This is a genomic window from Desulfitobacterium sp., from assembly GCF_034927245.1.
Classification (GTDB): domain Bacteria; phylum Bacillota; class Desulfitobacteriia; order Desulfitobacteriales; family Desulfitobacteriaceae; genus Desulfitobacterium_A.
In genome coordinates this window covers 1-17300 of record NZ_JAYFQK010000038.1, presented here as the reverse complement: position 1 = coordinate 17300, position 17300 = coordinate 1, and the positions used below count along the sequence as shown (strand labels likewise).

Sequence of the window (17300 nt, the reverse complement as noted above, 5' to 3'; positions counted from 1 at the left end):
CCTTCGTTAGATTGTTAATACAAAAAAAGCGCCCAAAAGAGACTGTACCGTATTCAGAGGTACAAATCACTTTGAGCGCCTTTGCTCTACATTATTAAGTTAGATATAAATTAACATAAGAACATCTTTGATTCAACTGTTTCTTAGAATGTATACAATATTTACTCCGGAAGCTTTTCAATATCTTTATTTTTACTCACGACGACAAGAATATCGTTTTCCTGAATACTTGCCTCAGAACCGGGAGCAACATTAACCTTATCTCCGTTTCTAATGGCCATCACACTGATATGATACTTCGCACGTAAATCCAATTCTCCCAGCGTTTTCCCGATAAATTTACGGGGCGTAACAATCTCCGCAATACTGTAATCGGGAGAAAGGGCAATATAATCCATAATATTTGATGTAACAAGGTTATGAGCAACACGAACTCCCATATCCTTTTCCGGATAGATAATCTTATCCGCCCCGACCTTTTCAAGAACTCTGCCGTGCAGATTCGTTTGCGCTTTGGCAACAACATAGCGGATTCCCATTTCTTTGAGCATCAGGGTAATCAAAATGTTGGCCTGCAGATCATCACCGATGGCTACGACTGCAACATCAAAATTGCGAACACCCAAGGCTTTTAAATTTTCTTCCTCACGGGCATCTGCCTGAACGGCATGGGTAACATCATTCATAATGGCTTGAACCGCATTTTCCCGGACATCGATCGCTAAGACATCATGGCCTTCGGCACTCAACGTTCGTGCGACACTTGATCCAAAGCGCCCTAAACCAATAACGACAAATTGTTTCTTCATCTCGGATCCTCCAATTCCTATCCTATCATAATTTTTTCTTCGGGATATTTGATCTGATTTTGCGGAAGGCCATTACGCCTGTGCGATAAGGCAAAAACCAGGGTTAATGGGCCTAGGCGGCCCGTAAACATGGTAAAAGCGATGACGAGTTTACCGATATCGGAAAGCGTGGGAGTAAGCCCTACGCTTAGCCCTACCGTAGCAAAGGCTGAAGTCGTCTCAAAGAGCAGTGTTAGGAAATCCGCGTTTTCTGTCAGCGTTAAAATCCCCGTTACGACCAGAATTAAAAGCATGGACATAAAAATCACGGCTACAGCTTTTTGAATAACGTCTTTGGCGATAGTCCTGTTTCTTACGGTTACCGAAGTTTCCCCGCGGAACAAACTGGCGGCATATAAACTCACAGAAGCTAAGGTCGTGGTTTTAATCCCACCGCCTGTTGATCCGGGAGATGCTCCGACAAACATGAGGACGACCATGACCAGAAGGGTTGTGCTCCGCAAACCCGTTAAATCCAATGTATTATACCCGGCCGTCCGTGTCGTTACCGATTGGAAAAAGGAAGCTAAAACTTTAGTCATGGGATCGAGCGGTCCAAGCGTTTTAGGATTGCTGTATTCGATAAGAAAAATGAGGACAGTACCGCCGATAATGAGAATTCCCGTCACACTCAGCACGATTTTCGTGTGGAGCATCATCTTTTTCCCTTTATGGGTGTATAGATCTGATAACACAGTAAACCCTAACCCGCCGAAGATTATAAGAAACGCAATCGTCAGGCTGACAACAGGGTCACCAACATAACGGGTTATACTGGAGAAGTTGCCAAAGAGATCAAAACCGGCATTATTAAATGCGGAGACTGCATGGAAGATCCCAAAGTAGATCGCCTTTGGCCAACTCATATCAAAAGACCAGCGAATGGCCAGGATAATTGCTCCGACCGCTTCAATAACAAACGTCACTTGCAATACATACTTCGCCAGCCGGACAACGCCTTCCAGCGAAACTTGATTGAGCGCCTCCTGGAGAAGGAGACGCTCCTTTAAGGTTACTTTCCGGCCCAGGATTATCGCAAAAAAGGTAGCAAATGTCATAAAGCCTAAGCCGCCGATTTGAATAAGGGATATGATCACGAGCTGTCCAAATAAGGTAAAGGTAGTTCCCGTATCCACAACAACAAGTCCTGTCACACAAACCGCCGAGGTCGCGGTGAAAAGTGCATTTAAAAAGCTTAAACCCTGGCCATTAACTGTCGCCGAGGGCAAGGTTAAAAGGAATGCCCCCAGAAGGATAACGGCTGCAAAACCTATGACAAGAATGCGGGCAGGGGTAAATCCCTTACCGAGTTGGTTTTTTAATTTAATCAAGTGTTCCATTTTTTACTAAACCCGTCCATTCCGTTCAGCTTATTATGGTTTAATTTTTCCGCTGATCTTCAATATATACGCGAGGAACGCGCCCCGAAATATCACAAACCACTTCATAGTTAATCGTATCCAGCCATTTCGCCATTTCTGTGGCATCTATCCGTTCATACCCCTCAGAGCCCAGTAAGATGACCGTACTCCCCACTTCAACTCCGGGTATTTTGGTGACATCCAGCATGGTTTGATCCATACAGATACGACCGATGATCGCCGCTCTTCTGCCTTTAACCAGCATTTCCCCGCGATTGGAAAGCGCACGATTTAATCCATCCGCATAACCCACAGGCACAGTGGCTACTCGGGTGGGGTAAGCCGCTCTGAACGTGCGGCCATAGCTCACTGTCTCGCCGGCCTGAATCTCCTTGATATGTGCAATCCGTGCCTTCCAAGTCATAACCGGCTCAAACCCTTCATTCGGCCCGACTTGATAAGAAGGCGGCAGCCCGTAAAGAATAATTCCCGGGCGGACCAGGTCAAGATGAGCTTCCGGAAATTGGAGAATGGCAGCACTGTTTGCCGCGTGTCGGATCGGAATATGAATGCCCTGCCCCTCTAAACGCTCGCAAACCTCTAAAAATAATTTGAGTTGTTCCCGAGCGAAGCTTAAATCAAGCTGATCCGAATTTGCAAAATGCGTATAGATTCCTTCTATGTAGAGATTAGGAAGCTCGGCAATCCGCAAAATCTCTTCGAAGGTATCCTTCCGAAAACCAATACGGCCCATACCGGTGTCGATTTTCAAATGAATGGTTGCTTTTTTCCCTTGAGCACAGGCTTCCTTGGACAATGATTCAGCCTGATCATATTGATAAACACCGCTGATAATATCCTCTTTAACTATAACTTGGGCAAAATCAGCAGACATATAGCCAATCGTCATAATTTTAACCTGAGGAAAAGCGTGTTTAAGTTCCAGAGCCTCCTCAAGCAAGGCTACTCCGAAGCGGCGAGCGCCTGCCTCAATCAGGGTTTTTACGACCGGAACCGCACCATGCCCGTAGGCATCAGCTTTGACAATCGGCATGATCTCGCTTTTCGTATAGGTCCTAATTCGTCCATAATTCCGTTTTAGAGCATTTAAGTCAACTTCGGCCCAAACCGGGCGTGCATTCTCCATCTCGTTTCCTCCTCAAGATGTCTTCTATATTAACTCCAGAGACCTTCGTGCTTTGGCCAACTGATCAGCCACTTCTGTCGCGGTAAATCCTGACCACCCTACTTCCCGGGCTAATTCGTCTGCTGCCTTGCCATGCAGATACACAGCCAGACAAGCTGCCTCCAAAGGATCTACCCCTTGAGCAAGCCAAGAAAGGATACTCCCGGTCAGAACATCCCCCGTTCCTCCCGTACCTAAACCCGGATTTCCGGTTGGATTGAGAAAAGCCCGTCCATCAGGGCTGGCAATCACTGTGACAGATCCTTTTAAGACAAGAACCGCCCCCCATTCAACCGCTTTAGTTACAGCGATTTCCAGGCGATTATCTTGAATCTCCTGAGTTGAGCAGTCGCACAGCCTGGCCATTTCCCCCGGATGAGGGGTCATAATTAAAGGTCCCCTGCCTTGCCGCCATCCCAAAATTCCCGGTTCCCGAGCCACTAAATTTAAGGCATCCGCATCTAATAAAACCGGCAATTCAACGGTGCGCAAGACTTCCTCGAGAACGGAAATAAAGTCGGGATTCTGACCCAGCCCCGGGCCAATTGCCAAGGCCTGAGCAGAACTGCATTTCTCTGCAATCAGCGGCCATGATTGATTCCCTAAGGTATGATCACCATCCACCGGCCAAATCGTGGCTTCGGTTAGTCCTAAATCAATCTGAGAAGCCGCTTGCTGCGGAGTAACGATCTGCAGTAACCCTATTCCACAGCGCAAAGCTGACCTTCCGGCCAAAATGGCCGCTCCCGTCATCCCCGGTGAACCTGCCACAAGCACCCCCTTGCCATGCGTACCTTTATGACCTTGAAGCGTCCTCACCGGCAAAAATGATTTTACTTCATCGTCTGTCAGAACAAAAGTCGAAACTTCCTCCTGTTCGAGGAATTTATCCGGAATCGAGATCGGATCTACAATCACCCGACCCGCATATTCCGGTCCTTGCGCCAGAAAATGCCCGAGTTTGGGAAGACCAAAGGTTACCGTGGTCTGGGCACGGATAGCACTTCGGTAGATCTTTCCGGTATTCGCCTCAACCCCGCTGGGAATATCGACCGCAATAACCCAAGCTCCGGTATGATTAACCTCTTCCACGAATTCTTGCACTAAGCTGGGAAGCGCCCCGCGCAATCCCGTTCCAAATATGGCATCCACAATAATATCGGTTTGCTGCAGCGCTAAGCGCGTCAAACGCAGTTGTTTCTCTCCCTCGATCAAGAAAAAACGGCCGCCGGCGTTTTGATACAATTGACAGTTCAGAGCCGCATCCCCTTGGTATTCCTCCGGTTTAGCAAAAGAAAAAACCGTCACATCCATTCCCAGAATCAAGAGATGTCGGGCAACGGCAAGCCCATCTCCTCCGTTATTGCCTTTTCCCACAAGGACGATTGTCTTCAAACTTCCCTTTGAAGACTTATCCGCCGCGAAATGCTCAATTTCCCGGACTACGGCCAAGGCCGCGTTTTCCATTAACAGCAGGCTGGGAATGCCAAATATTTCAATCGCTTGTTTCTCAATTTCCCGCATTTGCTGAGCAGTAACAACCCTCATACTCTCACCTCCCTCTTAGACCAAAACAGCCATTGCGACTGCATACTCCCGTTCGTGAGATAAACTTAAGCGGACAATTGAACCCCCGCGCTTTTGTACCAAGGATTCAGCTTTAGGGCTTAAATAGACTTGGGGCTCGCCGCTTTTCGCTGTCAATATCTCTACATCATGCCATGAAAGCCCGGTGAGCCCCGTTCCCATACTCTTAAGCACTGCTTCTTTGCCTGCAAAACGAGCAGCCCAACTGGACGTCGGGCGCTTGTCAAGATCTGCTCGCTCGCGCTCGGTAAACACCCTTTCACGAATCTTGGGCTGGCGTTCACAGGCCAGAGCAAAGCGTTCAATCTTAATAATATCAATTCCCGGGTACATCAGCTTGAAGACCTCCATCATTAAACGTTAACGGCAGGTGCATAATCACGGTCGTTCCCTGCCCGGGCACGCTCTCAATCTTAAGGCCGTATTCCTCACCATACAAACCGCGCAGCCGTTCATGAACATTGGCCATGCCCACGCCATTGCCGGAACCTACTCCCGGTTTCAGTATCTCGGAAAGACGTTCCTGCACAATCCCCAGGCCATCATCTTGTACATAGAAATACAGATTATCGTCTTTTTTCTCGGCTCGGATCAATACGGTACCATTTCCGATCTTCGGTGTAATTCCGTGTTTTACGGCATTCTCGACCAACGGCTGCAGACTCAGACGCGGAATAACCGCTTTCATCAATTCATTAGGGATCTGAGTTTTGACCTGCAGTTTTCGTCCGAATCTCGCTTTTTCTAAAATTAAATACGTATGAACAAACTTCATTTCTTCTTCTAGGGGAATCAGGGTCCCTTTCGATTTCATCGCCCAGCGGAAAAACTCTGAGAGATAAATAAGCAATCGTCGCGCACGGTTCGGATTGGTTCGACTTGTGGCAATAATCGTATTCAAAACGTTAAAGAGAAAATGAGGATTGATCTGAGCCTGAAGAGCATCAAGCTGCGCTTCTGTCGTAAGTTTTGCCTGATGATCCAGTTCGGCCAGCTCAATCTGCAGACCTAAAAGCTGAGCCATCCCTAAAGCCAGACGAATCAAATCCGGCGAAAGGTGACCATCCTTCGTTTCATAGAGTTTCATCGTTCCCACAACTATCCCTTGAGAAAGCAAAGGGACAATAATTGCCGCGGCGAGCGGGCAATCGCAGACATTTTGGCGAGGACAGTTTAATTCCTTCTGGGTATGAACAATTTTATAATTTCCCGTTCGAATAACTTCCTGGGTTGCCTCCGTCAAAATCTTATCCCCGGGATGATGCTGATCACAGCCTACACCTAAATACGCCAGCTGCTTTGTACAATCCGTAATCGAAACGGCAGCAACCTGGCCGATTTCTTTGATGATTTTGGCAATAAATTCGGCATTCTGCTCATTCAGACCGCTCCGCAGATAAGGAAGCGTTTCGTGAGCAATTTTGACACTGATTTCTGCATTGCGCTCGGAAGTCAAACGTTTGATGCGCCGTCGCTGGTCTTCATATTGAATTAATAGATATAGTGTATTGCCGATAAGAAAAAAAAGCAAAAGTCCGAAATGCCCAAAAGCTAAGCTCAGAATGACTTCTAGTCCCAAAACAATTAAATAACGCCAAACCATCAATCGCAGCCCTCAATTTCTAAAGAATATGCCCCTTAATCCTCTTTAGATTTCGACAGGAAAATGCGACTTCCTGTATTTGTTAAATTATTTGTCAGAGTATTAGCCAGAATTTTGGTCAGAGTATTTCCTGGAGTTTTTCTCTGCCCTCATCAGCCCCTACGACCAATAAAATATCTCCCCCCTCAATGATAAAATTGGTACTGGGAGAGAATTGTTCTATCCCGTTGCGAACAACGGCAATAACCGTAAGACCTGTCCGTTCCCGAATCCTGAGTTGGGTTAAGGTTTTTCCTGCGGCCTCTGAATTTTTTCTTACTTCGACTTCTGCTACATCCATCCAACGTGACATCACACGATCTGTGTAAAGCAAAATTTTATTCAAATGTCCTTCAATTTTTAAATCGAGTTCTCTGCGTTTATCCATATAATCCTTTAACTCGTCAAGAAAAACATGAATTTCTGTCTTCTGATCAAATGCCCTTAAAAACTTGTCTGCCTGTGCCTTCGAAGTTACCGTAATCCCGATGCCTTGATTGACCATAACAACGCCCGCATTTTGTAATATGGCAATGGCACGGCGAATGGTTTCAGGCGATACGTTAAATCGACCCGCCAATGTCGACCGCCCATGTATTCTTTCCCCTTCTCGATATTCACTCATTACGATAGAATGAGCAATTTGGATCGCGATTTCTTGATAACGTGACTGTTCCATTCCTAATATTCACTCCTTGAAACTTATAACTTCTTTTAAATATCATTACCCAAATATTTACTCTTCAACCCGGTTGACGTCTAACAACCCTTATGCTATTATAGAGTTGCCTGTAATTAATTTCAATCTAAAATTGAATACAGCCTAATTTCCTAAGGGAAAACGGGGGAACCACTTTTTGGGGTGAATCGCATTTTAATGCGTAGAGCGCGCGCTCGAATCCGTCAGCTAACCTCGTAAGCTATCGCGCACAACCGGGCTGATTTTATCAGAACGCTAGATCCCTTAGGAGCCGCTATCGGCTTCTTTTTTATCTCTTATCTCTTTTATCTCTCTTGTTTTCTAAATATTCTCTATTTTTCTCTAGCTTGCAGCATATGAAAGGGGGAAATTCATTGGCAATAGATCAAAAGGAATTAGATGAAAGACTGCAGTCCTTACACCGTGCGAACGAACTTAAGCAAAAGGCTTTACCCTACGTAAAGCGCAAGGAGCAGATTCCTACCGGTTTTCAATTAAAAGATGACTACCATCAATTTCGTGATAAAATCCTTAAGACCTTCCAAGCGTCTCCTGAGGATTGGGAAAATTGGCACTGGCAAATGAAACACCGGATTACGGATTTGAATGTTCTGCAAGAGCTGTTACCTCTCACAGAGCAGGCAGCCCACGATATTCTTCAAGTCGGAGAAACCTATCGCTGGGCGATTTCGCCTTATTATTTAAGCTTGATGGATCGAACGAATCCATGGGATCCCATCCGTTTGCAAGGACTCCCCCAGATTGACGAATTATTCGATTCCAGCGGAGAAGAAGATCCTATGGGCGAAGCCTTCACCAATCCGGCCCCCTGCATCACACGCCGTTATCCTGACCGATTAATCATCAATGTCACTAATCGATGTGCAATGTATTGCCGGCATTGCCAAAGACGAAGAAACATTGGTGAAATCGACCATCATCAAACTCGTAATCAGCTCCGAACCGCCTTAGATTATATTCGTGCCAATTCCGAAATCCGTGATGTTTTAATCACGGGTGGCGATGCTTTGATGTTAAACGACCTCACGCTGGATTGGCTTCTTGGGGAACTGCACTCCATTGATCATGTTGAAATCAAGCGAATCGGTACCCGCGTCCCCGTTACCCTTCCTATGCGGATCACCGATGAACTATGCTCAATTCTGGCAAAGTATCCGCCGATATATATCAACACTCAATTTAATCACCCTAAAGAAGTCTCGGAAGAAGCCAAGAAAGCGGCCGATAAGCTCATATCTGCAGGTGTCGTTTTAGGAAACCAAGCAGTGCTCCTGAAAAATATCAATGATACGCCAGATGTTATGATCCGCTTAAACCAGGAACTTCTAAAAATTAGGGTTCGCCCTTATTATATCTTTCATGCCAAACATGTTAAGGGCACCCATCATTTTATCCCTAAAATCGAGAATGGTCTAGAGATTATGGAAAAACTCAGAGGATTTACTTCCGGCTTAGCTATTCCGACCTATATCATCAATGCCCCCGATGGATTAGGGAAAACACCGATCTTACCCCAATATCTGCTGTCTCTGGAAGAAGACGAGGCTATTCTCCGCACATGGGAAGGAAAAATTATTCACTATCCCAACACCTAATTATACTCACTTAATACGATTAAAGAGGGATATTGAAAAAAAAGTTTCACAAGTAGAAAATGAGTAATGAAGAGAAAGGCGCTATCCTTTGCAGGACAACGCCTTTCTCTTGTTTTTCTGTATCAGTTTGGGGTATATTTGCCTTGCCAGGTATCCCTTTTCAGTAATTCCTGATCGATAGCGTTAAGGACTTCCCATTTCTTACGGCTCCACAAAGGAGCAATCAGCTCATCAGGCGCACCATCACCGGTTAATCGGTGAATAACCATTTCCTTTGGCAGTACTTCAAGAATGTCGCTTACAAGTGAAATATACTCTTCAAGCGTCGGTAGCGCAAATGGCTCCCTTTGGTATATCTCAGCAAGCGGCGTTCCCTTGAGAATATGGAGTAAGTGGATCTTAATTCCCTGAACCTTAAGGGCTGCAACAGCATAAGCAGTCGCCATCATATCCTCATACGTTTCGCCCGGAAAGCCGAGAATAATATGGACACAAACGCGTATTCCCCGTTTTTGAAGGGCCGCAACCCCCTCTAAAAAGTCATCATAATTATGTCCCCTGCCAACCCAATCCATTGTTTTATCATGGATACTCTGTAAACCGAGCTCAACCCAAAGATATGTTCTTTGATTAAGCTCTTCAAGGTAATCCAACACTTCCTCAGGCAAACAATCCGGCCGAGTCGCTATGGAAATTCCGACAACATTCTCTTGGTTGAGGGCCTCTTCATAGACTCTTCTGAGTTTGGAAATCGGCGCGTAGGTATTGGTATAGGCCTGAAAATAGGCCATATATTTAGCCTTAGGCCATTTCTTACGCATTCTTTCCTTGACTTCGGCAAATTGCTGTTCGATTGAATGGGTGACTTCCCCGGCAAAATCTCCGGAACCCCGAGAACTACAATAAATACACCCGCCCGAACCTTTTGTTCCATCCCGGTTCGGGCAAGTAAATCCGGCATCCAGAGGGACCTTAAATACTTTCTCACCAAAGATCCCCCGCAAATGCCGATTAAACGTATTATACCGCTTCTCCCCGTTTTGCCAGGCAGAAGAGCGTTCAAAACCCATACCTTTATAATCACACCTTTAAATAAACACTTTAATGAACACTAAGATTAGTCTTGAAATAACTCCAGCTTCTCTCCGGACGGACCACGAAAAAAGATATTATATCTTCCCTCGCCAATCGATTGAGGTCCTTCTTGGAGAAGCATAACCCGATTTTTCTTTAACCATACCACAGCCTTTTGAATATCAGTCGCCCTAAACGCAAGATGGTTCACTAATCCGTCTTCGAACTTCTGTCCCTCTTTAATTTCAACAAGTTCAATAACTGTTTCCCCTAAACGGAGAAAGGCTAATTCTGTTTCTCCCGGCTTCATCCTTGATAAAAATTCAAAACCGAGAACCTCTGTATAAAACCGGATTCCCTCGTCGATATTCAAGGCTTTGATCCCTATATGCTCGACCCTGCTAAACAGATCTTTTCCTTCCACTTCATTTCCCTCCCCATTATTTACGTGCGGCATCATTTTGTTTTTCTAAGGATAGCAAGTGCTCCTTTAAATGAATTCCCCCCGCATACCCTACCAAAGCACCGTTTTTGCCGATAACCCGGTGGCAGGGAACAATGACTCCGATGGGATTATGATTATTGGCCATTCCGATTGCCCTTTGCGCTTTCGGATTTCCGAGTCGCTCAGCAATTTCCCCGTAACAACACGTCACCCCATAGGGGATTTTCTTTAGTTCCTCCCAGACGCTCAGTTGAAAGGAGGTTCCCATAGGATTAAGCGGCACGGTAAATTCTTGGCGTTGACCTAAAAAGTATTCATGGAGTTGCTCGAGTACTTGAGCATTAGGAAGCCGTCTCTTTAAGAGAAAAGCTTGGGGATACCATCGTTGGCAATGGATCTTAAGCTGTTCCTCATCTTCATCCCCTAAGCCAACCCAAATTACTCCTTGAGCGTTAGTGGCCACAGTAACATTCCACGTCCATTCATCTATTGTCATCTCTTCTTGCCAATAATAAACGATTTGGGGTTCAAGAAGCTCCGCAAGAGAATAAACCTGAAGACGGCCATTGACATACAATTCAATTTTCGCCTTGTCCTGCCGGTGTTCCATCTTCATTCTTTCTGTTCTGTTTTTGCCCCAGCCTTGCATAATCGCTTGGACCAAGCAAGCCCGTCCGCGCAGTTGAGGATCTGATGATTCGAGGAAGGGCAGGACAACCTCTGCCAAGGGCTCAACAAGTATTGGCGCAACACAAGCCATTTGGGCTAACCCCCAGAGTGTTCCTTCATTTAAACTCTCATCGTTGAGCAATGCCGAATACATCCAATTAAAATGCCCGCATTGCTTCGGACAGTGTGCTATAATGCTGCCAATGGCTTCCGAGGCATTCCAAGCGGTTCCCCCGGATTCCTCATTTAAATTCCAAAAATAACGACGAACGAGCTCGGCCGCATAGCCGGGCTTGTGATCTTCAAGTACTTTTACAGCGATTCCTAATCCCTCAATAGCTCTCCAAAACTGAAGACCGTCTTTGACGAATACTCTGCTTTGCAGTTGGCGTATTATCCCACTATCATTGACGACTTTTTCACGAAGCGACTTCCAATCACTTTCGAGTAATATTTGTTGAAGTACTGATTTATTCATCGGCTTCTTCCTTTCAACAAGGTCTCATCCTTATCATACCATTAATGAAATTTTGTTCACACTCCCTAAGAGATGTGCAGGAGAAAATTAAAAGATGGAGAATAATGATACTCAAAAGCATAAATAATTAAGACCATGGAGGTCTTCCGTTAAGGAACGGGGTCTCTCTATGGTCTTTTTGAATGGAGGATATGTACAATGTGTGAAGCTAATGTCTTTTTAAAAGATGGAGAAGATGAGGTTTTATTTATGGAAGCAGTCGATATCATTGAGCCCTTTGAAGATGGTCTTAAACTTGTTGATATTTTCGGTAAGCAAAAATTTCTTCGAGGGCGTATTAAAGATATGACCCTTCTCAATCACCACATTTTATTGGAAGAAATTCCGTCAAATTAACGAAAGGAGGTTTTTCCAATGGAAATTAAATTTCAGTCTATTGGCGTTATACATTCTCCATACCTTCCGAGCCTTCCCATTCCTCATCAGCCTCAAAAGGATGCTCCCGGCGAATTCTGGATAACACTCAATCCCGAATTTCAAGAGGGCCTTGACCAACTTTTAACTTATCGTTACCTCTATGTCATCTATTATTTAGATCAAATTCAAGATAGCAACCTCCACTCCCATCCTTCCTGGGCTCCGGAAATAGAAGTCGGTGTTTTTGCCAGCCGTTCTCCCCAACGTCCCAATCCGATTGGCTTAAGCATCGTCGAGTTAAAGGGAATCGAAGGAAACGAAATTTTAATTTCTGGGATTGATGTTTATAATAATACCCCTCTGCTGGATATCAAGCCATATATCCGTGTGCTTGACCTCAAAGACGATGCCAATGACGGCTGGTTTGATCAACTTAAGGACAAAGATCATTTAGTTGCACATATGCTAGGGCTTCAGCATGAGCATGAGCATGAGCATGAGCATGTGCACGACCACGAGCATGAGCATGAGCATGTGCATGAGCACGAGCACGAACACGCACACACTCATGCACATACACCGGAGCATAAGCATACCCATGAACACCTACATGCTCATAGGCATCATCAAAAATAAGTTAATGCATTTGTTTTGGGGGTTGCTGGGGTTGCGAAGGTTGCGGGGGCTGCGGATTTGCCAGGGTTTGTTTAGGCATCTGTCCCTGGAAATTTTGGGGATTATTTCTCATTTGATCATTATATCCCGGTCCGATTTCACCCGAACCATCGGATCCGCGATCCTTACCATATTGAGCAGGCCCGCCATATCTTTCATTAGGGTTTTCTTCATATTGAATCTCATTTCCTTGATTCCACGGTCCCCGAGCATCTCCGGCACCCGTTGAAAGATTCATATATTTCTTGGAAAACTCCGAATCACGGAAATTTTTGTCCACGCCTGCTCCTTTTAATGTACTAAGCGCTTGCACAAATGAAAAATTATGAGATTCTTCCCGGCTAAGCAGGAAGCGAACCATATCCTTGACTCCGGCATCATCGGTTTGTTGCAACAATCTTTCATAAATCAATTTTGCTCTCAATTCGGCCGAAGAATCAGAAGCAAGATCAGCATAGATATCCCCGGTTGATTCAATATAGGCTCCTGTCCAAGGAATTCCCATTGAATTTGTAAACAGCGGGCCTCCGGACAAAATGGCCATATGGATTGCGGGAAAATCCTTTGAAACCTTATCTGTTGGACCGAGAAGCATGGCAATCGCTTCACCGACCATTTCAAGATGACTCATTTCTTCAGCCGCAATATCTTGTAATAAATCCCGTATATTAGGGTCATTACACCCTAAACTTTGAGACATGTATTGCATAGCAGCCTTAAGCTCACCATGGGGTCCGCCGAATTGTTCGAGTAAAAGATTAGCAAATCTCGGATCAGGTCTGTCGACATGAACGGTGTATTCCATATCTTTAATATGTTTAAACAAGATAAAGCCCTCCTTATTTACATTAGTGAATAAACATGGTCACTTTTTATTCTTCTTCAAAAAAGAAAAACTATGCTAACAATCTCTAGAAACAATCTCTTGGAAAGTTGCATTCACAAACTCCTTATAGTAAAATATTGATTAATTCAATATGCTTTTTTGTGTTGGGGTAAACTTCGTGAAAACGAAGGACGCTAAAGCTATGGATCTAAGGTTGGCAGGATAACCTTTTCAACTATGATCGCCAAGCTACAAGTTATTTGAACTTCTCAGGGGAGAGCAGTTCCTTTTCGGACTGCTCTCCTTTTATTTATGAAAGGAGGATATCATCAATGACCGACTCGACAAAAAAGACCATTAACTTTTTACAGGAATTTTCGGTTCCCCTTATAGCAGGCGTAATTATCGCCTTATCCTGGGCCAATTTAGCCCCTGACAGCTATCATCACTTTGTCTACAATGAAATCATCGGCCACTTCTCTCTTTATGCTCTCATCAATGATATATTTATGGTCTTCTTTTTTGCGATGGCAACAGTGGAAATTACGCAAAGCTTATTGCCCGGCGGAGCCTTAAACCCACTTAAACGGGCAGTTAATCCCATCATGGCCACCTTTGGCGGAGTTATCGGCCCAATCGTCGTATATTTAACGCTCAATTACTTTTTTGGCAGCCCCGAGTATTTTAAAGGCTGGGGTATCCCTACCGCGACAGACATTGCTTTAGCCTGGCTTGTTGCAAGACTTGTTTTTGGAGCATTTCATCCCGCTGTTTCATTTCTTTTATTATTAGCGATCGCCGACGACGGCATCGGACTTCTTATCATCGCCCTTTTTTATCCGGATCCATTAAACCCAATCACTCCTATATGGCTGCTATTTACCCTTGCAGGAATGTTAATCGCATACTTCTTGCGCAAAAAGAAGGTGACTAGTTATTGGCCCTATATTATCTTTGGAGGAACACTGAGTTGGATGGGTCTTTTTATGACCGGTATCCATTCATCTCTTGCCCTCGTCTTTATCGTTCCGTTTTTACCTCATCCTATAAACGAAAACAAAGATTTATTTGAAGACGACCCGCAAGATCATTCCACTTTAAGAGAGTTTGAACACGATTGGAAAACCTTTGTGGATTTTGGGCTCCTATTATTCGGCTTAACCAATGCGGGAGTTCAGTTCTCTGAGATTAGCACGATATCTTGGTTGGTATTCTTTGCCTTACTTATCGGTAAAACCGCAGGCATATTTACCATGGGTTTATTCGCCACACTGATTGGTTTCCCGCTGCCCAAAGGAATGAACCGTAAAGACCTTTTCGTTGCCGGCTTGGTTGCGTCAATGGGACTTACCGTGGCCTTATTCGTTGCGGGAGTTGCTTTTACTGATCCCAGTCTTCAAGGAGCGGCCAAAATGGGAGCACTCTTCAGTGTCGGTTCCGTTTTCCTATCTTTCACCGCCGGCAAATTGCTCGGCATTAAACGAAAAACGACTGAAGGCTCGTTAAGTGAGTGAATAAAATTTATCTTGATATTTGCTAAAAAATATGCTAACGTATTGATATTATTTGATAGAGCAAAGGCGCTCTTAAAGACTCCCTTTTACGGGGCCGTCTTCTAAGAGCGTCTTTTTTTGTATTTTGTTATTTTAAAAAGAGGAAGGGATACAAATGGATATCTATGGAGCAAATGTTTTTAATGACTCGGTTATGAAAGAACGCCTGCCTAAAAATACCTATAAAGCGTTAAGAAAGACAATCAATGAAGGGACTCATTTAGAACCGGAAGTTGCCGACGTGGTCGCCAATGCCATGAAAGACTGGGCTATCGAAAAAGGCGCTACCCATTTCACCCATTGGTTTCAACCGATGACCGGAGTAACCGCTGAAAAGCACGATGCCTTTATTTCCCCAACGGCTGAAGGCAATGTTATTATGGAATTTTCGGGCAAAGTGCTTGTCAAAGGTGAACCTGATGCATCTTCCTTTCCGAATGGAGGCATCCGCTCAACCTTTGAAGCACGGGGTTATACAGCATGGGATTGTACTTCTCCTGCTTTTCTGCGTGAAGATGCCGGCGTGGTTACCCTCTGTATCCCTACTGCCTTCTGCTCTTACACCGGCGAAGCCCTTGACCGCAAAACACCTTTGCTGCGGTCCATGGAAGCCCTCAACCAACAGGCCCTTCGTGTCCTTCGGCTTTTTGACAATACCGAAAGCAAGCGTGTCATTTCAACGGTCGGAGCGGAACAAGAGTATTTTCTGATTGATAAGGAATTTTATCTGCAAAGACAAGATTTAATGCTTACCGGGCGAACCCTGTTCGGCGCAATGGCTCCTAAAGGTCAAGAAATGGAAGATCACTATTTTGGAAGTATTAACGAACGGATTACCGCGTATATGCAGGATGTCAATATCGAACTTTGGAAGTTGGGCATTCCCGCCAAAACACAGCATAAAGAAGTAGCACCCGGTCAATATGAAATTGCTCCCGTTTTCGAATCGACTAATATTGCCACAGACCATAATCAGCTTATCATGGAAATACTGCAGAAGGTTGCTGATCGTCACGGTTTAGTATGTCTGCTTCATGAAAAACCATTTGCCGGAGTCAACGGCTCAGGTAAACATAATAACTGGTCAATGAGTACGGATGATGGTATTAATCTCTTGGATCCCGGCAGCACTCCCCACCAAAACGCACAATTTCTGACTTTTCTATGTGCCGTCATCAAAGCCACCGATGAATATTCTGACTTGCTAAGGGTTTCTGCCGCTAACGCCGGAAATGACCACCGTCTCGGAGGAAATGAAGCCCCTCCGGCTATTATCTCTGTCTTTCTCGGGGACCAACTGTCCGATATTCTGAAGCAGCTGCAAAATGGCGGTCCCAAAAGCAGTATCCAAGGCGGGCATCTCGAAATCGGCGTCAGCACCCTGCCCGCGCTTCCGAAAGACTCAACCGACCGCAATCGTACTTCACCCTTTGCCTTCACCGGTAATAAATTTGAATTCCGGATGGTTCCCTCTTCACTCTCAATCTCGGGTCCCAATGTGGTCTTAAATTTAATCGTGGCCGAGACTTTGTCCTTGATCGCTGAACGCTTAGAAAATGCCGATGATTTCAAAAAAGAACTGCGATTGCTTTTAAAGGAAATTGCCACAAACCATTCCCGTATTCTCTTTGACGGTAATGGTTACTCAGAGGAGTGGGTAGAAGAAGCCAAACGCCGCGGCTTGCCCCATTTCCGCTCTACAGTAGACGCTGTTCCCTCCCTGCTTCTCGAAAAAAATGTTAAAATCTACGAAAAACACGGTGTCTTAGATCGTAAAGAATTACTTTCCCGTTATGAAATCTACCTTGAACAATACTCGAAAACGATCAATATAGAAGCATTAACCATGCTTGATATGTCCAAAAAACAAATTATGCCCGCATCGATTAAATATATTACTTCTATAGCTCAATCGATCAATGCTGTAAAAACAGCTTATGCCGAAGCGGATGTCTCTGCTCAGGAAGAGCTTCTCCAAGAGACTTCTTCTCTTCTGACTGTTCTTAAGCAAAACATTAACACGTTACGAAGCCTCACAGCTCAAGCTAAGGATATCCCGGATGCTTATGAACAAGCGGTCTTCTATCGTGATCATGTCTTTACGACAATGGGAGAACTCCGCACAGTTGCCGATCATTTAGAGGAAGTTGTCGATGCCGAACTTTGGCCTTTCCCGACCTATTCTGAAATGCTCTTTAAACTTTAATAGTAAATTATAAGGGG

At 44.9% G+C, this 17300-nt stretch carries 16 protein-coding genes and 2 riboswitches; of the genes, 5 read left to right on the top strand and 11 right to left on the bottom strand.

The annotated features are described in order from the left end of the window. Nucleotides 1-161: 161 nt before the first annotated feature. The 7 genes from VB077_RS09175 to VB077_RS09145 form a co-directional block, all read right to left on the bottom strand. A complete protein-coding gene (locus VB077_RS09175) occupies nucleotides 162-809 on the bottom strand; it encodes a TrkA family potassium uptake protein (RefSeq protein WP_323414926.1) in 648 nt (215 codons plus the stop codon). A gap of 17 nt (nucleotides 810-826) precedes the next feature. Continuing rightward, nucleotides 827-2188, bottom strand: coding sequence for a TrkH family potassium uptake protein (locus VB077_RS09170; RefSeq protein WP_323414925.1), 1362 nt, complete (start codon nucleotides 2186-2188; stop codon nucleotides 827-829). A 40-nt stretch (nucleotides 2189-2228) separates the two neighbouring features. Further along, the gene (alr, locus tag VB077_RS09165) at nucleotides 2229-3356 is read right to left on the bottom strand and encodes an alanine racemase (protein WP_323414924.1); all 1128 of its coding nucleotides are present in this window, start codon (nucleotides 3354-3356) and stop codon (nucleotides 2229-2231) included. A gap of 24 nt (nucleotides 3357-3380) precedes the next feature. Then, nucleotides 3381-4943, bottom strand: coding sequence for an NAD(P)H-hydrate dehydratase (locus VB077_RS09160; protein WP_323414923.1), 1563 nt, complete (start codon nucleotides 4941-4943; stop codon nucleotides 3381-3383). A gap of 15 nt (nucleotides 4944-4958) precedes the next feature. Beyond that, a complete protein-coding gene (locus VB077_RS09155; RefSeq protein WP_323414922.1) occupies nucleotides 4959-5315 on the bottom strand; it encodes a holo-ACP synthase in 357 nt (118 codons plus the stop codon). Beyond that, on the bottom strand, nucleotides 5299-6585 hold the full coding sequence (locus tag VB077_RS09150; RefSeq protein WP_323415125.1) for a histidine kinase: 1287 nt from the start codon (nucleotides 6583-6585) through the stop codon (nucleotides 5299-5301). Before VB077_RS09150 ends, VB077_RS09155 begins: the two co-directional genes overlap by 17 nt. A 118-nt stretch (nucleotides 6586-6703) precedes the next feature. Further along, complete coding sequence (locus VB077_RS09145) at nucleotides 6704-7303, bottom strand: TrkA C-terminal domain-containing protein (RefSeq protein ID WP_323414921.1); 600 nt, start codon at nucleotides 7301-7303, stop codon at nucleotides 6704-6706. Nucleotides 7304-7434: 131 nt separating this feature from the next. Next, nucleotides 7435-7561, top strand: a riboswitch (cyclic di-AMP (ydaO/yuaA leader). Between the two features lie 137 nt (nucleotides 7562-7698). Between VB077_RS09145 and eam the strand changes: the two genes are divergently transcribed. Then, nucleotides 7699-8940, top strand: a complete 1242-nt coding sequence (gene eam, locus VB077_RS09140; protein WP_323414920.1) for a glutamate 2,3-aminomutase — start codon at nucleotides 7699-7701, stop codon at nucleotides 8938-8940. A 122-nt stretch (nucleotides 8941-9062) separates the two neighbouring features. Here eam and VB077_RS09135 read toward each other — a convergent pair whose 3' ends face one another. From VB077_RS09135 to VB077_RS09125, 3 genes are read right to left on the bottom strand one after another with little or no spacing between them, the layout of a single operon-like run. Beyond that, nucleotides 9063-10010 (bottom strand): TIGR01212 family radical SAM protein, encoded by a 948-nt coding sequence (locus tag VB077_RS09135; RefSeq protein WP_323414919.1) that lies wholly within the window; start codon nucleotides 10008-10010, stop codon nucleotides 9063-9065. Nucleotides 10011-10057: 47 nt separating this feature from the next. Beyond that, nucleotides 10058-10438, bottom strand: coding sequence for a VOC family protein (locus VB077_RS09130; RefSeq protein ID WP_323414918.1), 381 nt, complete (start codon nucleotides 10436-10438; stop codon nucleotides 10058-10060). 16 nt (nucleotides 10439-10454) lie between these two features. Beyond that, nucleotides 10455-11606 (bottom strand): DVU0298 family protein, encoded by a 1152-nt coding sequence (locus VB077_RS09125; RefSeq protein WP_323414917.1) that lies wholly within the window; start codon nucleotides 11604-11606, stop codon nucleotides 10455-10457. 198 nt (nucleotides 11607-11804) lie between these two features. On the opposite strand from VB077_RS09125, the gene VB077_RS09120 reads away from it, so the two are divergent. Continuing rightward, nucleotides 11805-12002, top strand: coding sequence for a CooT family nickel-binding protein (locus tag VB077_RS09120; protein WP_323414916.1), 198 nt, complete (start codon nucleotides 11805-11807; stop codon nucleotides 12000-12002). 18 nt (nucleotides 12003-12020) lie between these two features. Beyond that, complete coding sequence (tsaA, locus tag VB077_RS09115; protein ID WP_323414915.1) at nucleotides 12021-12659, top strand: tRNA (N6-threonylcarbamoyladenosine(37)-N6)-methyltransferase TrmO; 639 nt, start codon at nucleotides 12021-12023, stop codon at nucleotides 12657-12659. A 1-nt stretch (nucleotide 12660) separates the two neighbouring features. On the opposite strand, the gene VB077_RS09110 is transcribed toward tsaA, so the two are convergent. Next, nucleotides 12661-13524 (bottom strand): manganese catalase family protein, encoded by an 864-nt coding sequence (locus VB077_RS09110; protein WP_323414914.1) that lies wholly within the window; start codon nucleotides 13522-13524, stop codon nucleotides 12661-12663. Nucleotides 13525-13682: 158 nt separating this feature from the next. Then, nucleotides 13683-13781, top strand: a riboswitch (cyclic di-GMP riboswitch). Nucleotides 13782-13856: 75 nt separating this feature from the next. On the opposite strand from VB077_RS09110, the gene VB077_RS09105 reads away from it, so the two are divergent. Both VB077_RS09105 and VB077_RS09100 read left to right on the top strand, forming a co-directional pair. Then, the gene (locus tag VB077_RS09105) at nucleotides 13857-15038 is read left to right on the top strand and encodes a Na+/H+ antiporter NhaA (protein WP_323414913.1); all 1182 of its coding nucleotides are present in this window, start codon (nucleotides 13857-13859) and stop codon (nucleotides 15036-15038) included. A gap of 154 nt (nucleotides 15039-15192) precedes the next feature. Then, entirely contained in the window at nucleotides 15193-17283 is a 2091-nt protein-coding gene (locus tag VB077_RS09100; protein ID WP_323414912.1) for a glutamine synthetase III, read from the top strand. Nucleotides 17284-17300 lie beyond the last annotated feature (17 nt).